The organism is Bacillus sp. M6-12, assembly GCF_002860285.1.
Taxonomy (GTDB): domain Bacteria; phylum Bacillota; class Bacilli; order Bacillales; family DSM-1321; genus Peribacillus.
This window is the reverse complement of sequence record NZ_PGVF01000034.1, coordinates 1-25,112: the sequence shown is the minus strand read 5'-3', so window position 1 is coordinate 25,112 and position 25,112 is coordinate 1. Positions and strand designations below refer to the sequence as shown.

General features: G+C 39.1%; 26 protein-coding genes and 2 pseudogenes. 11 read left to right on the top strand and 17 right to left on the bottom strand.

Annotated elements, in window-relative coordinates; translation table 11 throughout:
• Nucleotides 1-19 precede the first annotated feature (19 nt).
• Nucleotides 20-1,186 carry an MFS transporter gene (locus CVD28_RS26510; RefSeq protein ID WP_101597660.1) on the top strand — a complete coding sequence of 389 codons (1,167 nt, stop codon included), beginning with the start codon at nt 20-22 and terminating at the stop codon, nt 1,184-1,186.
• Nucleotides 1,187-1,459: 273 nt separating this feature from the next.
• Nucleotides 1,460-3,388 (top strand): heavy metal translocating P-type ATPase, encoded by a 1,929-nt coding sequence (locus CVD28_RS26505; RefSeq protein WP_101597659.1) that lies wholly within the window; start codon nt 1,460-1,462, stop codon nt 3,386-3,388.
• Between the two features lie 253 nt (nt 3,389-3,641).
• On the opposite strand, the gene CVD28_RS26500 is transcribed toward CVD28_RS26505, so the two are convergent.
• Nucleotides 3,642-4,451, bottom strand: a complete 810-nt coding sequence (locus tag CVD28_RS26500) for a YihY/virulence factor BrkB family protein (protein WP_101597658.1) — start codon at nt 4,449-4,451, stop codon at nt 3,642-3,644.
• 69 nt (nt 4,452-4,520) lie between these two features.
• Nucleotides 4,521-4,880: a hypothetical protein gene (locus tag CVD28_RS26495; RefSeq protein WP_101597657.1), complete on the bottom strand. Its 360-nt coding sequence runs from the start codon at nt 4,878-4,880 to the stop codon at nt 4,521-4,523.
• A gap of 327 nt (nt 4,881-5,207) precedes the next feature.
• Here CVD28_RS26495 and CVD28_RS26490 point away from each other — a divergent pair, with 327 nt between their 5' ends.
• A complete protein-coding gene (locus tag CVD28_RS26490) occupies nt 5,208-5,441 on the top strand; it encodes a DUF1128 domain-containing protein (protein WP_374702571.1) in 234 nt (77 codons plus the stop codon).
• 256 nt (nt 5,442-5,697) lie between these two features.
• Here CVD28_RS26490 and CVD28_RS29010 read toward each other — a convergent pair whose 3' ends face one another.
• On the bottom strand, nt 5,698-5,823 hold the full coding sequence (locus CVD28_RS29010) for a hypothetical protein (RefSeq protein WP_257985995.1): 126 nt from the start codon (nt 5,821-5,823) through the stop codon (nt 5,698-5,700).
• Nucleotides 5,824-6,054: 231 nt separating this feature from the next.
• Between CVD28_RS29010 and CVD28_RS26485 the strand changes: the two genes are divergently transcribed.
• From CVD28_RS26485 to CVD28_RS26475, 3 genes are all read left to right on the top strand, one after another.
• Nucleotides 6,055-7,320, top strand: coding sequence for a molybdopterin molybdotransferase MoeA (locus tag CVD28_RS26485; RefSeq protein ID WP_101597655.1), 1,266 nt, complete (start codon nt 6,055-6,057; stop codon nt 7,318-7,320).
• Entirely contained in the window at nt 7,314-7,859 is a 546-nt protein-coding gene (gene mobB / locus CVD28_RS26480) for a molybdopterin-guanine dinucleotide biosynthesis protein B (RefSeq protein ID WP_180954325.1), read from the top strand. Before CVD28_RS26485 ends, mobB begins: the two co-directional genes overlap by 7 nt.
• 65 nt (nt 7,860-7,924) lie before the next feature.
• The gene (locus CVD28_RS26475; RefSeq protein WP_101597653.1) at nt 7,925-8,170 is read left to right on the top strand and encodes a DUF2164 domain-containing protein; all 246 of its coding nucleotides are present in this window, start codon (nt 7,925-7,927) and stop codon (nt 8,168-8,170) included.
• 18 nt (nt 8,171-8,188) lie between these two features.
• Here CVD28_RS26475 and map read toward each other — a convergent pair whose 3' ends face one another.
• Nucleotides 8,189-8,935 (bottom strand): type I methionyl aminopeptidase, encoded by a 747-nt coding sequence (gene map, locus CVD28_RS26470; RefSeq protein WP_101597652.1) that lies wholly within the window; start codon nt 8,933-8,935, stop codon nt 8,189-8,191.
• Between the two features lie 316 nt (nt 8,936-9,251).
• Entirely contained in the window at nt 9,252-9,767 is a 516-nt protein-coding gene (locus CVD28_RS26465) for a type 1 glutamine amidotransferase domain-containing protein (RefSeq protein ID WP_101597651.1), read from the bottom strand.
• Nucleotides 9,768-10,452: 685 nt separating this feature from the next.
• Here CVD28_RS26465 and CVD28_RS29005 point away from each other — a divergent pair.
• Nucleotides 10,453-10,575, top strand: a complete 123-nt coding sequence (locus CVD28_RS29005; protein WP_257985994.1) for a hypothetical protein — start codon at nt 10,453-10,455, stop codon at nt 10,573-10,575.
• Nucleotides 10,576-10,674: 99 nt separating this feature from the next.
• On the opposite strand, the gene motB is transcribed toward CVD28_RS29005, so the two are convergent.
• The 3 genes from motB to CVD28_RS26450 form a co-directional block, all read right to left on the bottom strand.
• Complete coding sequence (gene motB, locus CVD28_RS26460; RefSeq protein ID WP_101597650.1) at nt 10,675-11,448, bottom strand: flagellar motor protein MotB; 774 nt, start codon at nt 11,446-11,448, stop codon at nt 10,675-10,677.
• Nucleotides 11,441-12,232 (bottom strand): flagellar motor stator protein MotA, encoded by a 792-nt coding sequence (gene motA, locus CVD28_RS26455; protein WP_101597649.1) that lies wholly within the window; start codon nt 12,230-12,232, stop codon nt 11,441-11,443. The genes motB and motA overlap by 8 nt, the downstream gene beginning before the upstream one ends.
• A 354-nt stretch (nt 12,233-12,586) precedes the next feature.
• Nucleotides 12,587-12,955 (bottom strand): J-domain-containing protein, encoded by a 369-nt coding sequence (locus CVD28_RS26450; protein WP_101597648.1) that lies wholly within the window; start codon nt 12,953-12,955, stop codon nt 12,587-12,589.
• A 308-nt stretch (nt 12,956-13,263) separates the two neighbouring features.
• Here CVD28_RS26450 and CVD28_RS26445 point away from each other — a divergent pair, with 308 nt between their 5' ends.
• Nucleotides 13,264-13,707, top strand: a complete 444-nt coding sequence (locus CVD28_RS26445; protein ID WP_101597647.1) for a C40 family peptidase — start codon at nt 13,264-13,266, stop codon at nt 13,705-13,707.
• A gap of 71 nt (nt 13,708-13,778) precedes the next feature.
• Here CVD28_RS26445 and CVD28_RS26440 read toward each other — a convergent pair whose 3' ends face one another.
• On the bottom strand, nt 13,779-14,153 hold the full coding sequence (locus CVD28_RS26440) for a hypothetical protein (RefSeq protein ID WP_101597646.1): 375 nt from the start codon (nt 14,151-14,153) through the stop codon (nt 13,779-13,781).
• Nucleotides 14,154-14,560: 407 nt separating this feature from the next.
• On the opposite strand from CVD28_RS26440, the gene CVD28_RS26435 reads away from it, so the two are divergent.
• On the top strand, nt 14,561-15,481 hold the full coding sequence (locus tag CVD28_RS26435) for a hypothetical protein (RefSeq protein ID WP_101597645.1): 921 nt from the start codon (nt 14,561-14,563) through the stop codon (nt 15,479-15,481).
• Between the two features lie 45 nt (nt 15,482-15,526).
• Here the strand turns inward: CVD28_RS26435 and CVD28_RS26430 are convergent, their stop codons facing one another.
• The 3 genes from CVD28_RS26430 to CVD28_RS26420 form a co-directional block, all read right to left on the bottom strand.
• Nucleotides 15,527-16,129 (bottom strand): VanZ family protein, encoded by a 603-nt coding sequence (locus CVD28_RS26430; protein ID WP_257985996.1) that lies wholly within the window; start codon nt 16,127-16,129, stop codon nt 15,527-15,529.
• A 226-nt stretch (nt 16,130-16,355) separates the two neighbouring features.
• Nucleotides 16,356-17,906, bottom strand: coding sequence for a hypothetical protein (locus CVD28_RS26425; RefSeq protein WP_101597643.1), 1,551 nt, complete (start codon nt 17,904-17,906; stop codon nt 16,356-16,358).
• Nucleotide 17,907: 1 nt separating this feature from the next.
• Complete coding sequence (locus CVD28_RS26420; protein ID WP_180954324.1) at nt 17,908-18,429, bottom strand: sigma-70 family RNA polymerase sigma factor; 522 nt, start codon at nt 18,427-18,429, stop codon at nt 17,908-17,910.
• Between the two features lie 268 nt (nt 18,430-18,697).
• Between CVD28_RS26420 and CVD28_RS26415 the strand changes: the two genes are divergently transcribed.
• Entirely contained in the window at nt 18,698-18,841 is a 144-nt protein-coding gene (locus CVD28_RS26415) for a DUF3941 domain-containing protein (RefSeq protein WP_101597642.1), read from the top strand.
• A 696-nt stretch (nt 18,842-19,537) separates the two neighbouring features.
• On the opposite strand, the gene CVD28_RS26410 is transcribed toward CVD28_RS26415, so the two are convergent.
• On the bottom strand, nt 19,538-20,080 hold the full coding sequence (locus tag CVD28_RS26410; protein ID WP_101597641.1) for an IseA DL-endopeptidase inhibitor family protein: 543 nt from the start codon (nt 20,078-20,080) through the stop codon (nt 19,538-19,540).
• 79 nt (nt 20,081-20,159) lie between these two features.
• Here CVD28_RS26410 and CVD28_RS29000 point away from each other — a divergent pair.
• Nucleotides 20,160-20,775 (top strand): annotated as a pseudogene (locus tag CVD28_RS29000) (transposase); the annotation flags it as partial.
• A gap of 212 nt (nt 20,776-20,987) precedes the next feature.
• On the opposite strand, the gene CVD28_RS26395 reads toward CVD28_RS29000, so the two are convergent.
• From CVD28_RS26395 to CVD28_RS26380, 4 genes and pseudogenes are all read right to left on the bottom strand, one after another.
• Complete coding sequence (locus CVD28_RS26395) at nt 20,988-22,094, bottom strand: DUF4030 domain-containing protein (protein WP_180954322.1); 1,107 nt, start codon at nt 22,092-22,094, stop codon at nt 20,988-20,990.
• Complete coding sequence (locus tag CVD28_RS26390) at nt 22,084-22,659, bottom strand: RNA polymerase sigma factor (protein WP_180954321.1); 576 nt, start codon at nt 22,657-22,659, stop codon at nt 22,084-22,086. The genes CVD28_RS26395 and CVD28_RS26390 overlap by 11 nt, the downstream gene beginning before the upstream one ends.
• An 890-nt stretch (nt 22,660-23,549) precedes the next feature.
• Nucleotides 23,550-24,665 (bottom strand): annotated as a pseudogene (locus CVD28_RS29420) (IS110 family transposase); the annotation flags it as partial.
• A 44-nt stretch (nt 24,666-24,709) separates the two neighbouring features.
• Nucleotides 24,710-25,112: HicB family protein (locus tag CVD28_RS26380; protein ID WP_101597636.1), on the bottom strand; the 403-nt coding region annotated here is incomplete at its 5' end.

Sequence of the window (25,112 nt, the reverse complement as noted above, 5' to 3'; positions counted from 1 at the left end):
AAAAACAGGAGAAACTGCTATGAATTATTCAATTTTGCGCTTTTGGGTTTTAGTCAGTATTGTTGGAATTTCAGGCTTTTCCCAGGGAATGCTGTTGCCCACGATTGCCATTATATTTGAGAATGACGGATTAAGTTCTTCTTTAAATGGTCTTCATGCCACCGCACTTTATGTAGGGATTTTGTTCGCTTCCCCGTTCATGGAGGTCCCGCTCAGGCGCTTTGGCTATAAACCGCTCATCCTGGCTGGCGGTCTGGCGGTCATCATTTCACTGGCGTTATTTCCGGTATGGAAGTCATTCTGGTTTTGGTTCATTCTGAGACTGATCATAGGGATTGGCGACCATATGCTTCATTTTGCCACTCAGACATGGATTACAGCCTCTTCTCCACAGCATCGGCGCGGACGAAACATCTCAATCTACGGACTGTTCTTTGGTCTTGGGTTTGCTGTTGGGCCATTGATGACAAGGTTTGCGGAGACCAATGAGTCTTTGCCATTTATAGTTTCATCCGCGATCTCCCTCACAGTTTGGCTTGCCATGTTCCTAATTAAGAACGAACTGCCTGACCAGGGTCTTGAAACAGCTTCCTTTAGAGGGACTATCGCAAGATTTACAAAGGTTTTTAAATTTGCCTGGGTAGCCTTCCTTCCTCCTTTCTGCTATGGATTTTTGGAAGCATCCTTAAACGGCAATTTTCCCGTTTATGCTCTTCGGTCAGGAATTGATGTAAATACAGTTTCCATTCTTTTGCCAGCGTTTGCCGGGGGAAGTATTCTTTCACAGCTTCCGCTTGGTGTTCTCAGTGATAAGTTTGGAAGAAGAAATATCCTGCTTATTATCATGCTATCAGGTTTTGTATTATTCACGGCAGCTGGTGTTTACCAGGAATCAACCGTTGGACTTTTTGTTTGCTTCCTTTTAGCTGGTATGATGGTTGGATCTACTTTTTCTCTCGGCATCAGTTATATGGCTGATTTAGTACCCAACAGCCTGCTTCCAACAGGAAATCTCGCCTGCGGGATATTTTTCAGTTTTGGAAGCATCTCAGGTCCTTTTATCGGGGGGCTGGCCATTGAATTATTATCGGGCGCAAGCTTTTTCTATGTAATTAGCACAATGATGCTGGCCGTGTTCCTGGCGCTGGCAGCCTTTAAAGAGAAGAAACCAGCTTTGAAATCCTGAACAAAAAAGAACCAGCTGCTTAATATATAACTGCAGCAAATTGCTTCCTTTATCATATCTTATATGATAGGATGTTTCTAAAGAATAAAAGTAGCACTAATCAGGTTGCAGAAACTTGGATCATGCTGTCATCGTTTAATCGATGGCAGCTTTCGTCTTTTTTAAGGGTAATGACTTTGAATATCTTTCTCATTTAAAGATTATTTCAGTAGTTTAAAAACCGATTAGCTAGTTAACTTTTCGGGAAATAACAGCTTATAGGAGGGGTAAAAAATGAGCGCAGGTGTAAACGCCTTAAATAAGACTAAGCCATCGGTTAACAATGAATCATTGGTTTCAAAGATTCTTCCCCATATCGAACTAATTGCTGCCCTTTTAAGCGGGCTGCTGATTCTTGCTGGCTGGCTTCTCTCAAAAAATGGTTTAGATTCTCCTTCCATCGCAGCCTATCTGCTGGCCTTTATCATTGGGGGATATGCAAAAGCTAAAGAAGGCATCGAAGAAACAATTGAAAATAAAGAGTTAAATGTTGAAATGCTGATGATACTGGCGGCAATCGGGTCAGCCATTATAGGATATTGGACTGAAGGCGCCGTTTTAATTTTTATTTTTGCTGTGAGCGGAGCATTAGAGACTTATACCATGAATAAAAGCCATAAGGAAATATCTGCACTGATGGACCTTCAGCCAGAGGAGGCGCTTCTCCTTAATGCGGACGGCACAGAAGCAAGAGTCGCTGTCTCCAGCCTTCAGGTAGGTGATCTGATCTTGGTAAAACCGGGAGAAAGAGTACCTTCTGATGGAATGATAAAGGAAGGCCAGACGAACCTCGATGAAGCCGCAATTACCGGTGAATCGATACCTGTAATCAAAAAGGAACAAGATGAGGTCTTTGCTGGTACGGTAAATTTACGAGGCAGCATCATCGTCCGGATTACAAAACCAAGCAGCGAAACGCTTTTTCAAAAGATTATCGCCCTGGTCCAGTCGGCTCAAAGCGAGAAATCTCCTTCACAGCAATTTATTGAACGATTTGAAGGAACCTATGTAAAGGTTGTCCTTTCAGTAGTCTTTCTGATGATGTTCCTCCCCCATTTTCTGCTCGGATGGAGCTGGACAGAAACTTTCTACAGGGCCATGATTTTGCTCGTTGTAGCTTCCCCATGCGCCCTTGTAGCATCCATAATGCCTGCAACACTCTCTGCGATCTCCAATGGTGCCCGTCACGGTATTTTATTTAAAGGCGGGGTACATTTAGAGAATCTGGGCCATTTAAAGGCAATTGCCCTTGATAAAACAGGAACACTAACAAAAGGTAAACCGGAAGTTACAAATATTGTAGTCCGTGATGGTATGAGCGAAGAAGCTTTTCTTTACCACGTTGCTTCCATAGAAAATTATTCAAATCATCCGCTGGCTAATTCTATTGTTCGTTACGCAAAATCACATGCTTCCATTACTCCCATAAAGCCAGACAGCATGGAGGATATTTCCGGATGGGGCGTCCAGGCCTTAATTGATGGAGTAAAATGGAAGGTTGGCAAGGCTGGTTTTGTCGGGCAAGAAGAAGCAGCCGAATTTAGAGACGGAATTGCTGCTGCCTTTGCCGCTGAAGGAAAAACAATCGTATATGCCAAAGATGAAAAAGGCATTGCCGGAATCATTACTTTAAAAGATGTCGTACGGGATGAGACGATAACAGCAATAGAAGAGTTAAAACGCGAGGGTGTCTATACTGTCATGCTGACTGGAGACAGTGAAAAGACGGCCAATGTAATCGCTGGGGAAAGCCATATTGATTCATATATAGCAGAATGTCTTCCGGAAACAAAAGTCTCCGAGATAAAGAAACTAAATGATCTTTACGGTACAACCGCTATGGTTGGAGATGGAATTAATGACGCCCCTGCACTGGCTACTGCCTCTGTCGGAATCGCAATGGGTGAAGGAACCGACGTAGCCCTTGAAACGGCAGACGTGGTATTGATGAAAAATGATCTGCCAAAAATTGCGGAAGCAATCAGGCTTTCTAAAAAAATGAACACAATCATCAAGCAAAATGTTATTTTCTCCATTTCTGTCATTATGTTTTTAATTGCCTCAAACTTTTTGCAATTTTTAGATCTCCCCTACGGAGTCATTGGCCATGAAGGAAGTACCATTTTAGTTATTTTAAACAGCCTTCGCCTTTTAAGAAATTAATTATGCATTAGGCTATGTTAAGTTCATTGGTGATTTTGACACTATGTTGATTGGAGCGGAAGGTGCGGACACCTCGAATATGCTTCGCATTTCCTTCGTATGTTTTTTTTCAAGGAAGCCAATTCAATGTCCTGCGGGAAAAGCGGACCAAGGAGGATGCCGGGCGACTAGAGAGTACCAGCCAAGTTTAACAGAGCTTTTTATAAAAAAACCTTGCCTTCACAAATCGGCAAGGTTTTTTGCTTTGTTTAGATTAACAATTTGGGTTCCTTCGGGCACTTGACATCGCATTGATTTCACCGCCAAAGATAATGATGATCCCTAGCAGATAAAACCAGATCATCAGTACAATGACTCCCCCAATGCTTCCGTACGTAGCTGAATAGTTCCCGTAGCTCTCTACATAATACGCGAATGCCAATGAAACAAAGTTCCAGCCAACTGATGCAAAAGCCGCACCCGGAAGCACATGGCGGCACTTTTGTTTTACATTTGGCGCAATCCAGTACAGTACTGTAAATACCATGAACAAAAGCATAAAAGAAATGAGCCATCGCATGGCATTCCAAATTTGGAGGAATTCATCAGTAAAGCCATAGGCGGAAGTGAGGAATACACCAATTTGCATACCGAACACTGGCAATAGCAGAGCTATTACAAACACAAAAACCATGGCAAAGGTCAGTAAAATTGACATCGCCCTGGCCAACAGAAAGTGCCTGCTTTCCTTTACGTCATAAGCCTTATTAAAGGCTTTGACAATTGATGCAAGCCCGTTTGAGGCAGACCAGATGGTAGCGATGGCACCAAATGAGAGCAACCTGCCATTCTGATTCATGATTTCGCCGAGGTTATGTTCAATTAGCTTCATTGAATCCTCGGGAGCATATTCCCTGATTACAGCCAAAATATCTTCTGGTGAAATGGGCAGGTAAGGCAGTAAGGTTACTAAAAAAAGCAACAAAGGAAACAGGGATAAGAGGAAAAAATACGCAAGCTGTGCTGCCATGCCCCACACATCGTCTTCATGTATCCTTCTTATCAATTCAGTCACAAGTGTCATATCAATACCTCTGGAACTGCCTCAATTTATAAAATAGCGCAGCTGAGTTTCTTTTCAAATATCCAAGTGTTAATGGTGTACTTGCGGGTGGCCTTCACCGGTAAAAGCATCCTTTGTTTCTTTAACAACAGCTGCCATTTGCGGAGTGATATCTTTCACTTCGTTAATTTGTTCAGCAATAAAAACCACATCATCAGATACTTGTTCGATAGTAGACCGAAGCGTGCTAGTGGCTTCTCTTAGCTGGTTCAGAATGCTGTTTGGATGCCTAACAGCCATTTGGATCCCTCTAGCAGTATTTCTGCTCCCCTGCATCATGGACTGGCGTGTGTTCCTATCCAGCAGGCTAATTGCAGCTCCTGCCATTGCACCATACAACATCCATTGCATAAATCGGCTTTTGTTCCGTGGTTGATACTCCCCTGCCATAATCAATTTCCTCCCTTAAAATTTTTTATCCTTTTACGAAAGCACCTTGTATTGACCATTGCACCTGAAAGCAAATTTTCGGGCTTTAGGAAGCAGGAAGCGGCATTAAATATTAGGAATAGAAAAGATAAACGTTCCTTTGTTATCCTAATATGAACATATGCCTTTCTTTACTATTCTCTTCTTAACGGAATAATAAAAAAGACAGGAAGGTTTTTTTGTTTCCAAAAGAGAATTTATTGACTTTTCACAGCCAAACATGAAAAGATTATGTTATGAAAAAGCGGACACCGTGCTGTAATCAAATACTGTCCAAAATATGAAAGGATGAATACCTTGGATTTAACAAAAAATACACCTGAAAATGTAGAGTTTATGGTCGAAGCAATTAAAGAAAAATTAAGAATGATGAATATTGGCGCGATCAAATCGAGCTCTTTTAACTCTGATATGTATGAAGAGCTTCATGATATATATAACATGGTCATGAGGAAAAATAACTTCAGCCCTAATGAAATGCAGGCAATTGCAGAGGAATTGGGCCGACTGCGGAACCTTTAATTATTAAGATTAAGTATAATGATTTATAAGGAGTTAAAATAACATCGGTAACGGTGTTATTTTTTTCCAATTATCTTCGGTCATTATTTATGGCAGCCAGGGAGCTGACCCGTTCCTTAGCCTTCTAAACGGTTTAACTATTTTCTTCCATTTGCGTAACTTTATCGATGATAACTTTTGTGACAAGCATTGTTGGATGCGCAGCCAGAGAAAGTCCTCCCCTGTGTCCAGCAGCCTTATAAACGGACGCTGAATATTAGTAGTTATCTTCCTGCCCTTTATTGAACATCACTTTAGTTTCTGGAGGATAGAAAGAAATTTGCTGGACAAAAAGTGTAGCCAGATCCTCCCGGTACTTTATTCCGCTTCTTGTCATAATCATTTCTAATGCTTCATGAGGTGTAAAACCTTCTTAAGACACAAGGTTTTCAAAGTCCTGGGAGAGCCATAGATTTTCCGAAAAAACTTTTTCATAAAAACTGCTGTCATCACAAAAAAAATGATAAAGTGACGTTTTTCATTTTCAATATTTGTCCTTTCATATAAAGTTTGTATATTATTTGTAGTAAGCAACTTAAAACGTTCTTTACCAGTACATAGGGGAGTGAAGTAAATGTTGGAAAGACGGAAGCCTATAAGTATTTCGGATGCAGTGGAAAAAGTAATGAGTAAAAAGCTTCCAGGAAGAACCGAATTTGTTTCCATTGAGGATTGCGATAACCGATATTTGGCAGAAGATCTGACTGCCACCCATGATGTTCCGCATTTTGACAGGGCGCCTTACGACGGCTTCGCGTTACGGTCTGAGGATTCAAAGGATGCTTCGACTGACAACCCTTTAACATTTGAAGTAATAGAAGAGCTTGGAGCGGGCATGGTGCCCAATCAGCAGGTAATGCCCTATCAGGCAGTTAGAATCATGACCGGCACCCAGATGCCTGAGGAATGTGATGCAGTTTTAATGCTGGAGCTAACTTCAGAATCAGAGGTGAATGGCAAAAAGTATATCACCTTCAAGCGCTCACTTAAAAAGGGTGAAAATGTCTCATTTAAAGGTGAAGATGCAAAAGAAGGCGACATTCTTGTCTCAAAGGGAACGATAATTAATCCTGGCATTAAAGCCATGCTGGCTACCTTCGGCTACGATTCTGTGCCCGTCGCCAAGAAACCAGTGATCGGTTTGTTTGCAACAGGCTCGGAACTGCTAGAAGTCAATGAACCATTACAGCCGGGTAAAATACGGAACAGCAACTCCTATATGATTTCTTCCCAGATTCTCCGCTCCGGTGCGGATTTTATCTACTTTGGTAAGCTAAAGGATGAATTTGATGCAAGCTTTTCTGCGATTCAACAAGCTTTAGAAAAGGTTGACCTCTTAATTACAACAGGAGGAGTTTCAGTAGGAGATTATGATTTAATGCCGGATATTTACGCAAAGCTTGGTGCTGAGGTTCTTTTTAACAAGGTAGGAATGCGCCCCGGGAGTGTAACTACTGTGGCAGCGCATAATGGAAAGCTATTGTTTGGCCTATCCGGAAATCCATCTGCCTGCTATGTGGGATTTGAGCTGTTCGTCCGTCCAATCGTCCGGACGATGCTGTATTGCAAAAATCCGCACCTCCGAAAGGAAAAAGGTATATTAAAAGCAGATTTTCCAAAGGCAAACCCGTTTACCCGTTTCGTCAGGACTCAAATGTATTTTCAAGACGGGAGACTTTGTGTAACACCAAGCGGAGTTGACAAATCGAACATTATTATGAGCCTGGCAGGATCCAATTCCCTCGCTGTGCTTCCTGGGGGTACCCGTGGATTCAGAGAGGGTGATACAGTGGAAATTCTGATGCTGGATGACCAAACCGGCAGCGAATGGCCATGGTAGCTCCCTTATTATTTCAAATAGTCGGCTTTCAGAATACCGGAAAAACAACCGTTATTTCCAAGTTGATTCGAGAGTTAGATTTCTCCGGACTTAAAACGGCTGTCTTGAAGCATCATGGCCACGGCGGTGAACCGGATGCTGAAGAACAAAAGGACTCTGTAAAGCACTTTCGGTCCGGTGCTATTGTCTCAATGGCGGAAGGAGAGGAAGCTCTCCATCTGCTCGGAAGACTGGAACAGTCAGACAAAATTGATGCCATGCTTGCTCTTCTCAGTTTCTTTAAGCCTGAATTGATCTTGATTGAAGGTTATAAGCATCTTTCTTATCCTAAAGCTATACTTCTAAAAGGTCCGGATGATTTTGTTTTGGCAGATGAACTTAAAAATATTAAAGTTTTACTATGCTGGCCAGCAGTCATGGATAAAGCAAAAAGGAAAAATTATGACATTCCTATTTTTAATATTGACGATAACAGCTTTTTTGACTGGTTCGTATTAAACTATCAGAATATAACTATCCCTGTTAAAAGGAAATATTAAAACCAGGATACCCGGGTACTACGCCCGGGTATAAAAGTTCATCATAAAAAGGAGCCATATTAGCTTTGAATATAAAATTCCCAAGAGACCACAAGGATCATATAATTCGCAGTATACAGGAATACTTTTACCGGCAGAACGGAGAGGAAATCGGTGAAATAGCAGCCGAAGATTTTATGAACTTTGCCCTAAAGGAAATCGGACCGTTCATTTATAACGAGGCCATTAAGGATGCAAAATCAATTATAGACGATAAAATGATGAATTTAGAAGAAGACCTATCTTCTTTGGAACGTCCAATCAGAAAATAGGTCTATTTAGAAATGCTATTATTGCTGTGTAAGGATTAGCGGCCCATCCTTCATTATCGCAATTGTATGTTCATATTGGGCCGAGTACTTTCCGTCTGCTGTTGACGCTGTCCAGCCATTTGCATCACGGACAGATTGGTAGGTCCCCGCGTTAATCATCGGTTCAATCGTAAAGACCATTCCTTCCTTTAAGCGGAGACCCCGATTGGGAAGTCCATAGTGCGGCACTTCAGGTTTTTCATGAATAACAGTACCGATGCCATGACCAATAAAGTCTCTCACAACCGAAAACCCATTGCCTTCTGCATGTGTTTGGATGGCATGGCCGATATCACCAATCCGATTCCCTGCTGCGGCTTGCTCAATTCCTTTATATAAACATTCCTCGGTAACCTTAAGAAGTCGTTCTGTTTCCTTCGATACTTCTCCTACTTTATAGGTCCAGGCCGAATCAGAGAGAGCGCCTTTATAGTTAACCACCATATCAATTGTAACAATATCTCCTGACTTTAACGGTGCTTTTCTCGGGAATCCATGGCAAATCTCTTCATTAATACTTGCACAGGTTGCATATTCATACCCCTTATACCCTTTTTGCTCTGGGGTAGCTCCATGCTTCTTAAGGTACTGGCTGACAAACTCCTCTATTTCCCATGTGGTGGCACCTGGGACAATCAGCTTCGCCAGCGCCTTATGGCAGGAAGCCAGGATTTCCCCTGACTCTTGCATCGCCTTTATCTCCCTGTCTGATTTCAATACAATCATGCGAACACTTCCTCTTGCTTACAGTCTTATCTACCTATTCTACTCATCTCATTCGCTAAAAACAACGAAAAGACCCTTATATAAAGGATATCTTATTCTCCAAAACCGGTCATCATTCATTCTTTTTATTCTATACTGACGGCTTTTAAGTGTGAGGCCTTACCACAATAAAATTCATCGAATCGGGATTTTTATAAAAATTGCATCAAACAACAGCAAGCTCATTAACATTTATGCAAAAACTTTATGTATCTACACAAATAAACCCCTGACTTCAGGGGTTTATTCGTTCCTCAGTTTAAGTTCTGTCTGGCCGTTACCCCAGCAGTCTTAATGCTTCACGGTTAAATGCCGGTATATCATCGGGCTGACGGCTTGTCACAAGCTGCTCACCGCATACAACCACTTCTTCATCCTTAAATGTGACTCCAGCATATTCCATGTCTACCTGGATTGATTTATAACCAGTGGCCGTTCGCCCCTCCAGTGTTTTAGCCGTTAAGAGAAGCTGTGGGCCATGGCAAATCGCGAACACAGGTTTATTTGCATCCATAAAGGCTTTGGCAAATGATACAAATCGTTCATCTGCACGGAGCTGGTCAGGGGAAAAACCTCCTGGGATAAAGAGGGCATCGAAATCTTCATGATTTACATTGTCTATTGATTCATCAATCGTTACTGTTGCTTCTCCCTGTTTACCTTCTACAGTTTTCCCTTTTTCTTTTTCAATCGTTACAACTGTATGTCCAGCTTCTTTAAATGCCTGGGCAGGTTCTGTATATTCTGAGTCCTCAAACATCGAAGTAATCACCGTTGCAATTTTCTTGCTCATAGATTTCAGCTCCCTCAAAATTAATAATTAGGCACCTTTAATTTGTTCCCCCCTTTTGCAAAAACTAAACGTCCATTTAGATAAGGTGACTCGGAATGCTTATTTATTACCAGTGGATACAGTCTCGAGATTGGCAGGAGCGGATTCATTCTTTATGGGGATGATTGCCGCTAAAACCAGTTATTCATTTATGTATCTTTCAGCGTCACTCATCATCCTAATAGGATTGATATTATAATATCTGCTGCATGGCAGAAAACAAAAGAAGACTGCGGAATCAATTATTTGAGTCATAAAATAAATGAAAAGAAGCCGGTGGCCCTTTTTTATAAAGGTTTATCCGGCACTTTTTTATTTCTGCGGAAAAGGGCTTAACTGAACCGATTTATCTGATAAAAAACTAATTGTAGTGAAAATATAAAAGATTTATGAAGTGTTACCGTTTAGCCTCGTATTTTATTTGCACGAACTGACTGCTTATTCCTTTTTCCCATGCCTGGGTTGAAGTTAAAAATCATGAAATTTTTCGGCATGGTTTTTTAGTTTTCGCTGAATTGCTAATTCTTTTTTAAATTCCAGAAAAATATTTGAATATTCAGGGGTAATTATTTGTCTACTCTGTGAACTTTTCCATATAATACCATTAACAAGATCCAGGCGATATTCTTTATTGGGAGGAAATCACATGACAATTCTTCACGTTCTAAACTACGTTATACCGATCGGCTGCATGATTGGGATTGGTTTTTGGATGGATCATCTATGCAAACCAGCAGTAACATTAGTTGAAAATAAAGAAACTAACTAGACCTGATAATATCTCCCAACGCAAAAACCCCTGTGTTCACAGGGGTTTTTCTTGCATATTGTTAATAATCCTGCCGTTCAATAAGGCAATCATGCTTTTTTATTCAAGCGGTGTTCTCGGCTTTATCAATATCTCCACTCGCCGATTCTTTGATTTTCCGGTAGCTGAATCATTGGAGGTAATCGGCTTAAACTCCCCAAACCCTGTTGCACTAAACCATTCAGGATCCAGTTTTCCATTTTCAAGCATGATTTTCATAAAATTGACGGCCCGCATGACGCTTAAGTCCCAATTGGAGCTAAATTGATATGTTTGGATAGGAACATTATCCGTATGCCCGCTAATTACAATATTTCTTGGAGGGTCCATTACCAGCAATTCTGATATTTCTTTGGAAATCCCCTTGTGTATTTCCCTTACTTCTGCACTTCCTGATTCGAATAATACATTATCCCGGATAGTCAGTAACAGGCCTTCTTCTGTAAGGTTAGTACCGATTTTATCAGTAAGCTGTTTCTTTTGGATATATTGATTTACCCGATCCTGAATTTCCCCAAGTTCTTTCTGTTCCTGCTGTCCAAAGCTTCCTTTTCCGTCAGCCTTCTTGAGAGTTTCCGCTGTTTTTTCTTCTTTATCCGTAGAAGAAGAAGATGCCTTAGGTACAGGTGCCGGGTAGTCCATCACACCCGTTCCGCCGCTGAAAATCTGGTTAAAAACATTCGACATCTGCTGAAATTTATTTGCATCAACAGAGCTCGAGGCAAACAGTACGATAAACAAAGCAAGCAGTAGCGTTAACAAATCCGCATAGGGAATTAACCATGATTCATCGATATGTTCTTCATGATGCTTAAGCTTTTTCCGTCTAGCCATCCTGCTTCATGCCTCCTTCGAGCCACTTTTTCCTTTCTTCTGCCGGCAAATAGGATGTCAGCTTTTGTTCTATGGTCCGCGGAGCTTCACCTTCAATGATGGACAGGATCCCTTCTATCATCATCTGCTTAATGCGTACCTCTTGTTTCGATTTACGCTTCAGTTTATTTGCAAAAGGGTGCCACAAAACGTACCCGGTATAAATCCCCATCAATGTTGCGACAAATGCGGCCGAGATTGCGATTCCAAGCGCATCCGTATCTTTCATATTTCCAAGTGCAGCAATCAATCCCACTACTGCTCCAAGAACTCCGAGCGTCGGAGCATATGTACCGGCCTGAGTGAAAATAGCGGCCCCTGCAAGATGCCTTTCTTCCATAGCATCAATTTCCTCAGAAAGAATATCCCTTATATAATCGGCGCTTTGTCCCTCTACCGCAAGATTTAAACCATTTTTTAAAAACTGGTTTTCAACCTGCTCTGCAATCCCTTCAAGTGCAAGCAAACCTTCCTTACGGGCAATGACCGCCCACTCAGAAAATGTCTTGATGAGCTCTTCAGGAGTTGTCAGTACCTGCTCGGTGAATATAATTTTAAACAATTTAGGGACTTTTTTTAATTCAGACATTGGAAAAGCGGTAACTACCGCGCCAATTGTTCCTACTATAATAATTAAAATGGCTGCAGGGTTTAATAATACCGATGGCGGGACGTGTTTAAAGTACATACCCACAAAGACACCTATTAATCCTAATATAAACCCTAATATCGAAGCTTTATCCACTAAACTCACCCGTTCTTCAAAAATTCAAGTTGCTCTTTGATTATATCGGTAAATATGCCAAAAAAATGAACCTATTTTAAATTTTTACTATAAGGTTAATAAATACCCATTTTCCAAAGGTGTCATTTAGCCAATCAGAGAGACACCCCACCCCCAAAAAACATGAAAGAGTTTTATTTTAACTTTAAGCCTATGTATAGAAATATTCATAAATAGTCAGCAGCACATGCAAACACAAAAAAAGGAGTGTGAGCGAAGCAAAACCATTGCCGAACAATCGTTGCATCCTCTCCGCCCTTTTTCCACAGAAAAAAGCCCTCGTTATTTTTTTGAGGGCTGATTCCTTCTATAATATTATGAAAGCAAATCATTCAGTTTGCTTTGATATTCTTTAAAGACGGATGAATGAGATGTGTTTTTTTGTTTATATTTTTGATAGCGCATCCGTTTTTCTGTAAGCTGCTGCTCAAGTTCCTTCTTTTTTGTGCTATCCCCGCAGTTTGCCAGCAGGTCCTCAATACGCATAAACTCTTTTTTATATGATCCCTCATCCTCAACCATTCCAGCATTTTTCATCATCTTGTAAGCCATGCGCAGATCTTCGGGAATTGCTGACAGATCTTCCATTACTAATAGTTTTCCGTGGCCCGGCAGATTGTCAAACTCGCCTGCCTTTATTGCTTTCTTTATCTTGTCCTCAGCAATAATATGAGAAAAGTCCATCCTGTCCCCTCCTTCACAATGGCTAACTATATTGTACCATGGACTCTTACCGCTTTGGGCATACAAAGGATGTCAGTTTTTCCCGTTAAATTAAGTATGAATCACGCTAGTATTCTCTTATTTTTTTGTTGTTGTAATATCTGATCATTTTGCGTCCGGCTATTATGTCAGTTTCGGAACTATTATGTCGTTTTTGTAATATTCCTGTAACAAAACTTAATAGAGTTGTAACCTAAGTTTTTTCAAAATTTTGATATAGTAAATTTATTGAAGGAAAGACAGAACTTTCTAAATTGTTGGAGGATTAAATGAAGAAGATTGCAGTTGCTGCTTTATTATCACTTAGCATATTGATTAGTTTGCTTACTCCTTTTAACACCGCTGAGGCTTCCTCTAACGACATAGTAGCCGAAGGAATGAAATACATAGGAACAAAATATAAATTCGGCGGAACAACTCCAAAAGGATTTGACTGTTCCGGTTTTCTGGGATATACATACAAACAAGCTACAGGAAAAACATTGCCACGGACTGCTGCTTCAATCTTCGCAAAGGGCACTCCTGTTGCTAAATCAGAACTTCAAAAAGGCGATTTAGTATTTTTTACTACATATAAAAAAGGAGCTTCACACGCCGGTATATACGTTGGAAACAACAAGTTCCTCCACGCTTCAAGTTCAAAAGGCGTAAGAATTGATTCATTGGACGCCTCTTATTGGAAACCAAGATACATAGGCAGCAAAAGAATATAATTATTACGCGCAGTCAGCATAAGCTGGCTGCTTTTAATTTTTATCTCCCTGTATAGCATGTGCAACTTTTATCAGTCAAAAAACAATATTTCTGTTTCTTCAAATTCCAATGTGACTGTATCTTGTCCGAGCATCTCTTTCAGCTTTTTCGTGACAGCCATCACGGCTTCCTTCCAGCGGTCTATATCACTATTATATTTAGGGTTTGAACTTGCTGTGAATGTTACAGTATCTTCCCCTCCTTCTGGGCATCCCCATTCACTTCTATATACTGCCTTACTTTTATGAGCAATTGCTGACACATAAACATCCTTTTCTGCATATAACTCGTCTGCTATTTTCTGCCAGGCTAAAACTGCCTTTTGAAGAGGATCAGTTTCTTCATTCTTTCCGTAACCTGCGTTAACACCGATAACAATAATAGCTCGAATAGATTTCTTCTTCATGCACCCCATCCTTCCTCATCTCATTTTATCTATATTTCCTAGTTTTAGGAAAATAAATCATTTCTCAAAAAGCTTTCATGAGTTTTAACTCCCAGTCTATGCATGGAAGATAGCAGATGCTAACATAATTTAGGCGGTGTGAACGAGGCTAAACCATACAACTTCATACGAATTTTTAATTTTAGTATTTCTTTTATGATACGGACGCAAGGAGGGAAATCATGGGGAAAGCACATGCCAAAATTTCCTCCATGGTTCCAAGCAGTATATATTACTAAAGTTACAATAATTTTAAAACAAGTGTAACACTTGTAACTTTCCAGCGTCTTTAATTATGAAAACAATTTAGGGGCCTTTTGGCAAACTAAATTAATGAAAAAATACTTTTAAGGAAAGAAGGATGTTTTATGAATAAAAAACTCGCTATTCTTACAAGCTCCATAGCTCTATTCACAGCGTTAAGTGGCAGCGCGCTTGCTGCTGGCCCTGACTTAAAAAGCCACAATAAGGTGTCCATCCAAACCAGCTACACTGCTTTCAATTCTCAAGAGTCAGAGAACCTTAAACTTCAAGTTTCACTATTAGAACAAGTTCTGGCACCCACCAGTGCAAAGTCAGCAGCGGATCAATGGGCAAAGGCACTTTCCAGCAGAAACGGAGCATATCAATATGCTTTATTCACCAAGAGCCTTAAACAAAGCACCAAAGCCTATTTCGACCAGAATGGCTGGGTTACCGGCGGATCCAGCCCATGGGTAAAGTCATACAAGGTATTGAAAGAAAAAAAATTAAGCCACTCCGCTTTCCAATATACATTTGAATTCAGTCTTGCCACTTCAAGCGGGAATCATGGCAAGGAAACCGCCACAATAGATGTGAAGCAGGTAAATAAAAACTGGTTCGTGGATAAAGTAACTGTTAGATCTGGCTCTGTGATCAGCTTCCGCACACCATATGCCAACGAAGCTACATTTACTTACCGTGCGGCCGTATACGCTTTTTCCATACCTGTTTCCTGGGATACAAAATACACTGCTTCCGAAAAGGATGGAAGCCTGATTTTTAAATATAAACCAAAAAACTCTGCAGTCAGTGCGAGAACCTTGTTTAGTATTGATAAAATTTCAGAAAAAACCTGGGAAAAAGACGGATATGCTGATGGCCTTTATGTCAAACTTGCAAGTAAGGATGGCTTCGTATATGCAATGAATCCTGCAAGTGAGAACCAATATGCTGACCGTCCAAATAGCATAGAGTATAATGAGTTCCACCAAATGTCACTGAAGTTAAAGCAAGTAGCTGCTTCATTTCAGCTTGGGCATCAATAACTTTTATTAAAAAGGAAGAGGAAACCATCCTCTTCCTTTTTTGTCCTATTTTCCTAGTGCATCCTGTCCCTCTTGAACTGCCTTTGACAACTTAAGGGGTTTCATGATAATGCCTAACCCTAATCCGCCGACTGTGTTTAAAATGATGTCATCTATATCGAAGCCTCGATAATATGTATTTGTGAAAAAGCTGGAACTACACGTCAAAATGAATTGAATGGTTTCTATACTCACCGAAGTGATAAATACAATAAACAATAATTTGCCTATTTTATCTTTGGGATAAAACATCAATAAATAAAAGGCTAATGGGGCAAGCAATAGCAAATTGCCTGCTAAATGAAATGTGTTATGTAAAAGGTCTGAATGTATTGTTTTAAACGGAATAAAATTGAACCAGACGTGAGATTCTATCATCTGTTTAATGAATCTCGCTGTTTCAGTAAACTGTCCCGCATCCCCCGCAAATCCCAAAAACATAAGTAGCGGAAAAGGGAATAACGTAATTCTATATACAAAAAACAAGTAAATAAAAAAACTGGCAAACAAGATTTGTCCTAGAATATTCCTGAATTGCAGATAATTTAGTTTCCTATAGACACCCCTTACGGCCAAAAGGAATAAAAGATCTGATATAATAAAATCCATTCTTTGGACTAAATAGTCGTATGTGTAATAATGTGAAGGCCTATACAGGCATACATCGAACGCGATGATACATAATAAAGGAATGCAAAGTAATTTTTTCAAAATTTAATCTCCCCCAAAATGTACACTCCAGTGGAACCCTTATTCTCCTGTTTCCTCCTTGTGTTACTTATCTTCTACAAACTGAAAAGGGACAGCGGAATGTCCCTTTTCTTTACCAATCATTTTACTTCATCATAGCAGGATTAAATGACTTCAATAAAAGCCTAGCCTCTTTATAACTGATATCCTGGCTGACTATCTCATAAATATAATCACCTTTCCTTCCTATAAAATGGGTATTTTTATTGTCGTGAATTTTAAAACTCTCCCACTCGATATCATTTAATCTAAACTGATCTATCCGGTCCCCTTTTTCAGTATCAAATTCCCCCCACGAACGGACAACAGTATCTTTATCATAGGAACGGGTGAACAGCATCTTTGTACCTGATCCCACTTCATTAGGATCCTTTTTATAGCTATAGCTTATATAGCCATGCTTATCATCTTTATATTTTTCGTAGCTCGCAGAGAACAGCTTCAGGTCCCTGTTAGTAAATTCGTATAAGAACGGAATATGCTTTTTAAGTATATTTAACACGTTTTTCGTTGCTTCATCATCCGCATCCGCAATTGCCAATACCTTAATGTCTTTTTCCCGTGGATCTTTATATTCAATTCCTCTTTTTGCTAACTTTTTATAACCTTCGAGTTTAGCAACAAACTCTTTTGTATCAATCGGAATGTTGATGTGAAGACTCTCCGGGTGCAGATAGCTTGTTATATTTCCATTGATATCGTAAGTCTCATATTTAACTAACACACCCGAATCTTTATCTGCCCAAAAACGGAATGTTCCAGCTTTCATTCCTCTAACGGTCTTTTTATCCAGCTTGCCCGTTAAAACAATTGTATTATGTCCTAAAACTTCTTCATTTTGTTTTTCTATTTGCCAACGATTATTGTCTTTTGTATAGATTGCGAACATTTCATAAGGAAACAACGTCGTACCTGCAGCGCCTACAGGTGGCCTTTCCCTTAATATTGTTTCAGTTACCCCTGCCTCATTGACCACAAAAACGTCATTAATGGTTAATGTACCCTGGTCCGGTGTATATTCATGATCATGCTCTTGATATATCTTGCCAATGATAGAATCGTCTTCAAGGAGCCAGACTTTCTGATCATTAAATATGGCTTCATGTGTTCTTCTCCCTTTATTGCCAGGGTAAATATCGGTACCTTTGTCATATCCGCCTATTTTGTTTTTTATGCTTATCTTATACTCTACAACAGAAGTACTTTCAGAGTTATCGTCATAAACATGGAGGGTTTCAAATTTCCCCTCTGCCGTATGAAAGTAGTCAACTGAATTCAATAGCTTCAGTTGAACCTGTTCTTTCGTCATATCCTCATAGGATTCTTCCTGCTTTGGAGGTATGTATTGAGTACTATTTTGCGGTTTGTTAATTTCAGGGACTTTTTCTTCACTTGAAGAGTCTCCCTCCAAAAGTCCCAATTTACTTGCAGTGAAATAGCTTATCCCGACCATAAGCGAGCATGTAACGCAGATGCTTAGCAAAAGGTCAAATTGCGGTCTTAGCTTGAATCGCCTTTTGCTTTGTACAATCTTGATGGATCGCATAACTTTTTGTTTATGCTTCTCATCAAAACTAATATCACTCAAAACCGTTTCATTCATTTTTTCCTTCAAATTATCGAACATGTTATCCATCTTACTTACTCCCTTCAAGCAATTTTCTTAACAAAAGGCGGGCTCGATGCAATCTGGACTTGATTGTTGGCAAGTTCAGATTTAACAGTTCAGAAATTTGATTATAGGTCAGTTCCTCATAGTAATATAAAATAATTACTTCCCGATATTTTACTGGCAGGGTCAGTATTTTTTCAGAAATTAACCGGCTATTCTCGTAATGAATCAATTCATTTTCAGGTGATTCCGTTGTTTTGCTCCATTTTTGAAATATGTCGGTAAAAACAATATTACGATATGCCCAGTTTCTAAGCTTATCTTTACATAAGTTTACAGTTATGCGGTAAAGCCAGGTTTTGTAGGAGGCCTCATGCCTAAACCCATCCAGTTTTTGATAACACTTTATAAAGACTTCCTGGGCTATATCTTCTGATAGCTGCTTATTCTTAGTGTAGGTAAAGGCTAAACGGGTAATGCTTTGTCCATACTCATTCATTAACCATTCCAGCCTATCTTCATTGCTGAATTCATCATGCCTATCCATCAAGGGCCTCTCTCTTTCAATCAATCAAATCATCCTTTCTTTAGTTAGACGATAACAATGAAGTGTGGTTGTAAAAAATTTCTAAATGTCTAATCGATCTGACTTATAACCGTAAAATCCAGCCATTTAAAAGAGTGAAGAAAAACAAAAATGATTCTTAAAAGCCACCCTTCCTGACTGCACATCAGCAGGTAACTCTTACAACATACATAAAATCATACTTTTAGGCACACATTAATCTCAGTATAAGGTGAAAGGAGTGCTAAACGTGGTTAAATCCAACCCTACAACAAAAGATGACGATAAAAGACCTGAGAATAATAATGAAAAAAACCATCAAAAAAATCTTCTGGCCGAACACAATGCAGAGATGGGAAAACATCAGTATTCCAAGAAAACAGATCACTTATGAACAAAAGCGAAAGCGCCCTGATTTGCCCGAAAGCATAAGATAAAGGTGACAGAAGGCGCCTTTTACCTTCCGAAGAAATTGGCTTATGACCAATGTTGTGAAGGCTTTTAGTTGTTGATAATGAATGCAGTGTATCTATCTCCAGCTCCAGCTCTCAGCCCCCTAGAATGTTGTGACCGAATTTTTTATAATTTTCTAAACTTAAATAAATGAGGGACCCACTTCTCCCCCTTGTTATTTTCACGGACAAGACTGGTGAATTATCCTCTTGCCAATAAATAAATACATTTTTCCACATTAATAAACTGGTCAAGTCCCTGACCAGTTTTACAGCTGCATGTAATCTATTTTTATCCTTTGAAATGGAAGTTTGCGTGTTTTACTATGCAAAAGGGCTATGGCTTCTGCTGACTTCTTGCGAGTAACCTTTTTCGACTGTACTACTGTACATCCGCAAGACCTCCCAGGGTAAGATACCTATTTAGGAGTCTCATCCCTTTATAAAGCCTTAGTATCAGATTTCTGTACGTCGAGCCAAGATTTTATTTCACGCTTCCTCCAGCCCTTACCTCACGATAAGTACCTTGCGCTTCCTTAGTGGTTGGTCGATGTGTACCCCCACAGTGGTCTTTCACCACCTAGATAGTTGCCATGCCTGGCACACATAAAAAAACCTCCAAAAATTGGAGGTACAATCTATCTTACAGCACTAAAGTCATTTATTTGCCATTTATTATTAACCTTAACAAAAGTAACTTTTTTCTTTGTGTACTTAACCGTTTCTCCATAAGGAACCGTAAACTCAAACTGGCGGACATCTTTTTTAGAAAAGATAAGTTTATTTGTGGCCTTTTCCCATTCAAGTATAGTCCCCCCATCAGCGTTCGGTTGCATTAACTTACCTTTATATTCAATAAACGAATATTGTTTAATTGCCTTGTTTATTGAATTCAATGTAAAAACTTCATTTAGGTAAGTAGTTAATTTTTTTTTCGTGTCTAATTCACTACAGAAGTAACGATAATCCGCTCCTTTAATCTTAACTGCTCCAGAATAGCACTTTGAATTTTTAACGTTGCTAATGTGTCCATTCATTGCATTCCAATGATGGTGATGAGCACTTATGGCAATTTGTTTTGCTTTACTACTTGATAAATCACCACTGGATTGTGCTGAAGCACCAATGCTAAAAGTAAATAATGCGAAAGCTGTCATTAAAAGAATAAAGATTTTTTTCATAAGTTTCCCTCCAAAAATGTTTTCACAAATAAGACGAACAAAAACGCTAAAGGTTACAATTTTATAGACATAATATTTATGTCCAAGGCGTTCCATCAACTGGGCTAATACAAAAGCAATAGCCCTATTAGCTGCCGCAACCCAAAATCCCTTTCAGGAAAATCTCTACCAAAGCCATATTTTAAGCATGGAGATGTATATAAAAATGCTTCTGGAATACCAAAAGCATCTATCCAAATTTGAAGAAGAGATAGATACTTTAGCTAAAATTATAAAAGAATATAAAATCATCCAATCAATCCCTGGTATCGGAGAAAAGAAGGCTGCCACGATCATTTCCGAAATTGGAGAGATTGAACGGTTTGATCACCCTAAATAGCTTGTCGCATTCGCTGGTATTGACTCGAGTATCTTTGAACCAGGTAAATTCAGAGGCACCGTAAATAGGTTCACCAAAAGTGGTTCCAGCCGACTTAGGCACACTCTGTATATGGCCGTTAGATGTGCAATTCGCTGTAGGAGAAGCAAAACGACGGATGAACTAATCCCTCGCAATAAAAGATTGAGAGAATTCTAAGATAGGAAACGCGAAGAAGGTAATGCCCTTTAAAGTAGCAGTAATAGCCTGTGCCAATAAGCTTTTACAATGGAATGCCCTTTTGAAAAGCAGAACGGCTTTCCAAGATCTAGCTTAGTTACCCAAATGGACTAATAAAAGCAAAACCTTTCAAATAAGAAACGTTCTTAAAGATCCACGAGGGTATAAATAATAACTAAAGGTAAAAAAAGTAGCATTTAAGATATGTAATGAGTGTTTTTAGATCTCTCCATAATTATTCAACTACATGATTCCAACATCTTAACACTATAAAATTAGACCATCTGCTACGATGGTCTACTAGATTTACTAATTCTTTATTGTTTTTAGCACCTTTTTATCTTTACTCTCAATCTCAATTTCATAAATATCGTCCTGAATTGCTTTTTGTGCTTCTGCTGTTTGAAGGAAATCGCTGATTGCCTGTTCAATCTTTTCGACAACCTCTTCCCGATTAGAATCTTTTGATGATACCGTAGTCCGTACTACCATGTAGAAACGTTCTCGTTTATTTGTGTAGCCCATTCCCGACACTTTATATTCAGCCTTGGCTGTTAAGCCTTCTGTAATCGTATGAAATAAAGGAAGGATTCTGCCTTCTCGATCAACATGTTCTGGATTATATAGGTAGAGTTTAATTTTATAACCTGTAAAACCTTCTTGTTTTAACTTATTTGTAATATCACTCTTCATCTCGTCTAGTCGCTTTTCTGTACTTGGAATATAATCAATATAGATCTTTCCTTCTCGAACACCGATCCCTTCGATTGGATGTCCATATTCCTTCAGTACTTCTCCAGTTAATTCCGTGACCCTATTAAAATCTTTTTCTTGTTCTACTATTTCATTGCTTTTGTTAGGAAGTTCCTGTAATTTTCCTGCATCTGGATCATAGAACACTCGTACTTTGTAGGCATCATTGTTTCTTGCTTTCAAAATATTCGTGATGAGATCTTCGACAGCTGGTTTCACTTCCTTGAAATAGTCTTCTGATTCCTCAAACCGCACGCTGATTTCTTTATCAGAAATACTCATACCTAATGAGCCGTATTCATAGTTCTCTTGATCGAGTGCTTCTTGAACCTCCTCATAAAGAGGTTTCGACTTGAATAAAGAGCTTAAATAAGGTATTGATGAAGCAAACTCAGCCATTGCGGGTGATACAAAGACAGAACCAACTAATAGAAATATTGCAGCTGTCGATGATAATGAAAATGCGATCATTTTTTTCTTAAACCCTGTCTTTTTTTGCCCGCTGCAAAAAGTATGCCACTCTTTATCTATTTGGTTTTCAATCTCAGGATTGATTTCTCCATTTTCATAACGTTCTGGAAGCTTGGCTATAAATGTTTCAAGACTGGCAGGAACCTGTAAATGGTCTAGTGACTCACGCTTTTCTTCATTTTTATAAACCATTAGCCTTAACCTCCTGAATAAAATTTCTTGATTGTGATAAATTCTCAGCAAGCTTTTTCTTCCCTCGATTGATTCTCGTTTTGACGGTGTTGATATTTTCATTTAAGACGAGTGAAACATCCTTGATTGTCAAGTCTTCATAAAAGTGGAGAATAAGAGGGATACTTTCTTCACGTCTTAGGGTCATAATATGCGTTAACATTTCCTGCTGGTTTTCTTTTTGAATGACAACCTGTTGGGTCGATACTTTGGCTGTTTTGTTATTTCCTTGACTTTCCTCATATTCCATATGTACGACACGATTATTTTTTCGATAAAGTTCAATCGCTCTTGAATAAACAACTCGGTAAAACCAAGCTTTAAAATTGGTAATATCTTTATTTTTCATAATACTGACGTACGCACCCTCAAGAGCATTTTGCATGGCATCCTCAGCATATTCTTTAGATTTTAAAATTAAAAATGCAGTTCGATAAGCTGAAGGCAATAAATCTTTTACTAAAAGACTAAAAGCCTCGTTATCTCCCTTCCTTATCCTGTTTAATAATTCTTGTTCTTTCTTCAAAAGTGGGCCCTCCTTTAGTGTAGCTGCAAATATATGACGAAATGATTAATAGATAAGGTTTCATTTTTTAAGATGTTTTTATACTTGGAGTGCTAAATATTTTTAGGGGATGGTAACTGTATTGTTCATCTGGATAAAGTGAAGATATTTACTTCAGACTTTGGACTGCACCTTTGCTACTTCGGTTCTCCAGAAATCGAGGATGTGCTGCTCCATTGGTCAGATGAAAATAGATAAATATAAAAGGCACCGAATCCCGATTCGGTGCTCATTTTACTATGGGGCTTATCTCAACTTCCTTGTTAAATTCGGCTTTATTTAATTCTACTCTGTGTAAATACTTTATTGATTAAACAATTTCGATATCGGTCATTTGTCTAATGGAAAGTCACGTTAATTTCAACTCCTCTTCCACCATTAGTGGAAGTTCGGCTTCATTCTATAACTTTGTGAAGTTTACACTTAAACTAACCTCCCTCAATAAAAGAAGCTAATACAGCCGATTTCTTCGTTTTTCTTAGATTTTCATAGTTGTTTACCTAACGGTAAATGTTTTATGTTGGGGATTTATTACTGGAAAGGGTATATTTGGATCCTCAAAGGAAAAGTAGATATAACCCATAACCCACCTATTACAGAAATTGGTAGCTTAGTAAAAATATGATCGCACTAGTGGATGTCCACATTTCTCATGGAGGTCAACCCTCCCATGCCTCACATAGTCTTCGCTCTCAAATTCCTTCGTTCAACCTTTCCATGAGGTGGATGTCGGCCATGCTGCCCCACAGGGTCTTAGCCCGTAATTTAGTTACTTTGCCGACTAATCCGTGCTTCAAATGTCCCAAAAATCATAAAACAACACTATTATTCATCCAAAAGTAAAACAGAATTTAGGCGGCCATTTCTGCCTTCTTTGAAACTGATATATGAGGGATATCTTTTAACATTTTTTCTTCACTAAATTCAAATTGCTTTTTACTTATACTAAAGAAGATATGGATCAATTTATTACACAAAGCAATAAGAGACTGCATCTTTTTTAATGGATTATCTGTGCGTTGGTAAATTAAACATGTAATGCCTTAAACGCTGATTATTTAGCTACAAGAATCATTCAAACCCGAAACAACAGGGCCCTAAGCTTTTTGCGGTTTTCCCCTTGTGTTTACCAGAAGTATTTTCTTTCAAACTCAAGCCGGCCAGCTTAATAATCTGCCTGGGATAAATATATTCTTTCAGATCACCAACTTCCGCAAAAAAACCAGCGACTGTATCTCTCCCAACACCCTTTATCGCCAACATTTGTGGAACTCCTGGTATTTCATCAAGTAATGTATCTATTGTTGCAACCAATTCTTCGAATTTAAGTTGGATGAGTTCATATTTATCGAGTAACGTTTTCAGCTCCAATTTGGCCATATTAGATCCTTGCCGAAGTCCGATGGACTTACTCGCTGCTTTCTTTAGTTCCCGAATCTTACTAATTCCCACACGCCGGGTTACGGATTTTCTCAGATGAGAAAGTAACGCGTCTTCTTTGAAATTTTCTATCTCATGCGGTAAAGCATATAGCCGTAAGAATTGTAATACAGCCTTACCCTCCCAATTCTTAAAGACCGTTAGAAACTCTGGAAAGTACCGATCAATCCAGTTATGCATCTGGCCTTGGACCGTTTGAAGGTCCTCTGTTAAAAGATCGCGTATTTTCTTTGCCGCATGGAGCTCGGCATAAACTCCTTGTGGTATCGTAGGTTCGGCGTATCTTCCGTCTTTGACCAGCTGTGCAATGACTTCTGCATATTTCACATCATTTTTCTGGGAAATTATCGTCAAGTTCCTTGCTTTTCTTGACGTGCAAGGGATTCACAGCTACGAACTTAAATCTCATTTTGTTATAAAATGTGAGCCAGGTTGAACCAACAATGCCCTGTCGGTTCCATCCCAACTAACACATTCTTCATACACTGTTCTTTCTTAATTTCCATAATCCATCTAAGAAAATGTTTACGCTTAAAAAGAAGGGACCGTCAAATGACGATCCCTTCTTTAGCTAACCACGACGCTTAAGAATTTCATTTTCAACAAATTGGTTAAATTTCTCTTCGGCTTCAGAAGGTAGTTTGACGGTAAAAAGTAAAGTATCATCAGGATGTTCCTCTTCCTCTGAATAGTCCTCATAAAAAATGTCCCACATTCCTTGGTCATTTTTAAATCCAATTGCTTCTATATATTCATCATTTTCTTCGACGTAATAGCCAATATGCCAATGACGACCTTTTAAATGCTCCTGTATTTCTTCTGCATATGGTTCAAATGATGTCTCTACATTGATTAATTCCATCCCTTGAGAAAGGTTATTGCTTGAAATAGGAATAGGTTCAGGGAGTTCTTCATTATCATATATGATTCCTGCCAAAGAGTAAGCTAAATCCTTCAGACTGTAGACAAACTCG

What these genes read in the sequence shown, in the direction of transcription:
- CVD28_RS26510 (WP_101597660.1), top strand. Translation starts at nt 20, where the DNA reads ATGAATTATTCAATTTTGCGCTTTTGGGTTTTAGTCAGTATTGTTGGA.
- CVD28_RS26505 (WP_101597659.1), top strand. Translation starts at nt 1,460, where the DNA reads ATGAGCGCAGGTGTAAACGCCTTAAATAAGACTAAGCCATCGGTTAAC.
- CVD28_RS26500 (WP_101597658.1), bottom strand. Translation starts at nt 4,451, where the DNA reads ATGACACTTGTGACTGAATTGATAAGAAGGATACATGAAGACGATGTG.
- CVD28_RS26495 (WP_101597657.1), bottom strand. Translation starts at nt 4,880, where the DNA reads ATGGCAGGGGAGTATCAACCACGGAACAAAAGCCGATTTATGCAATGG.
- CVD28_RS26490 (WP_374702571.1), top strand. Translation starts at nt 5,208, where the DNA reads ATGAATACCTTGGATTTAACAAAAAATACACCTGAAAATGTAGAGTTT.
- CVD28_RS29010 (WP_257985995.1), bottom strand. Translation starts at nt 5,823, where the DNA reads ATGATTATGACAAGAAGCGGAATAAAGTACCGGGAGGATCTGGCTACA.
- CVD28_RS26485 (WP_101597655.1), top strand. Translation starts at nt 6,055, where the DNA reads ATGTTGGAAAGACGGAAGCCTATAAGTATTTCGGATGCAGTGGAAAAA.
- mobB (WP_180954325.1), top strand. Translation starts at nt 7,314, where the DNA reads ATGGTAGCTCCCTTATTATTTCAAATAGTCGGCTTTCAGAATACCGGA.
- map (WP_101597652.1), bottom strand. Translation starts at nt 8,935, where the DNA reads ATGATTGTATTGAAATCAGACAGGGAGATAAAGGCGATGCAAGAGTCA.
- CVD28_RS26465 (WP_101597651.1), bottom strand. Translation starts at nt 9,767, where the DNA reads ATGAGCAAGAAAATTGCAACGGTGATTACTTCGATGTTTGAGGACTCA.
- CVD28_RS29005 (WP_257985994.1), top strand. Translation starts at nt 10,453, where the DNA reads ATGACAATTCTTCACGTTCTAAACTACGTTATACCGATCGGCTGCATG.
- motB (WP_101597650.1), bottom strand. Translation starts at nt 11,448, where the DNA reads ATGGCTAGACGGAAAAAGCTTAAGCATCATGAAGAACATATCGATGAA.
- CVD28_RS26450 (WP_101597648.1), bottom strand. Translation starts at nt 12,955, where the DNA reads ATGGACTTTTCTCATATTATTGCTGAGGACAAGATAAAGAAAGCAATA.
- CVD28_RS26445 (WP_101597647.1), top strand. Translation starts at nt 13,264, where the DNA reads ATGAAGAAGATTGCAGTTGCTGCTTTATTATCACTTAGCATATTGATT.
- CVD28_RS26440 (WP_101597646.1), bottom strand. Translation starts at nt 14,153, where the DNA reads ATGAAGAAGAAATCTATTCGAGCTATTATTGTTATCGGTGTTAACGCA.
- CVD28_RS26435 (WP_101597645.1), top strand. Translation starts at nt 14,561, where the DNA reads ATGAATAAAAAACTCGCTATTCTTACAAGCTCCATAGCTCTATTCACA.
- CVD28_RS26430 (WP_257985996.1), bottom strand. Translation starts at nt 16,129, where the DNA reads ATGGATTTTATTATATCAGATCTTTTATTCCTTTTGGCCGTAAGGGGT.
- CVD28_RS26425 (WP_101597643.1), bottom strand. Translation starts at nt 17,906, where the DNA reads ATGGATAACATGTTCGATAATTTGAAGGAAAAAATGAATGAAACGGTT.
- CVD28_RS26420 (WP_180954324.1), bottom strand. Translation starts at nt 18,429, where the DNA reads ATGGATAGGCATGATGAATTCAGCAATGAAGATAGGCTGGAATGGTTA.
- CVD28_RS26410 (WP_101597641.1), bottom strand. Translation starts at nt 20,080, where the DNA reads ATGAAAAAAATCTTTATTCTTTTAATGACAGCTTTCGCATTATTTACT.
- CVD28_RS26395 (WP_180954322.1), bottom strand. Translation starts at nt 22,094, where the DNA reads ATGGTTTATAAAAATGAAGAAAAGCGTGAGTCACTAGACCATTTACAG.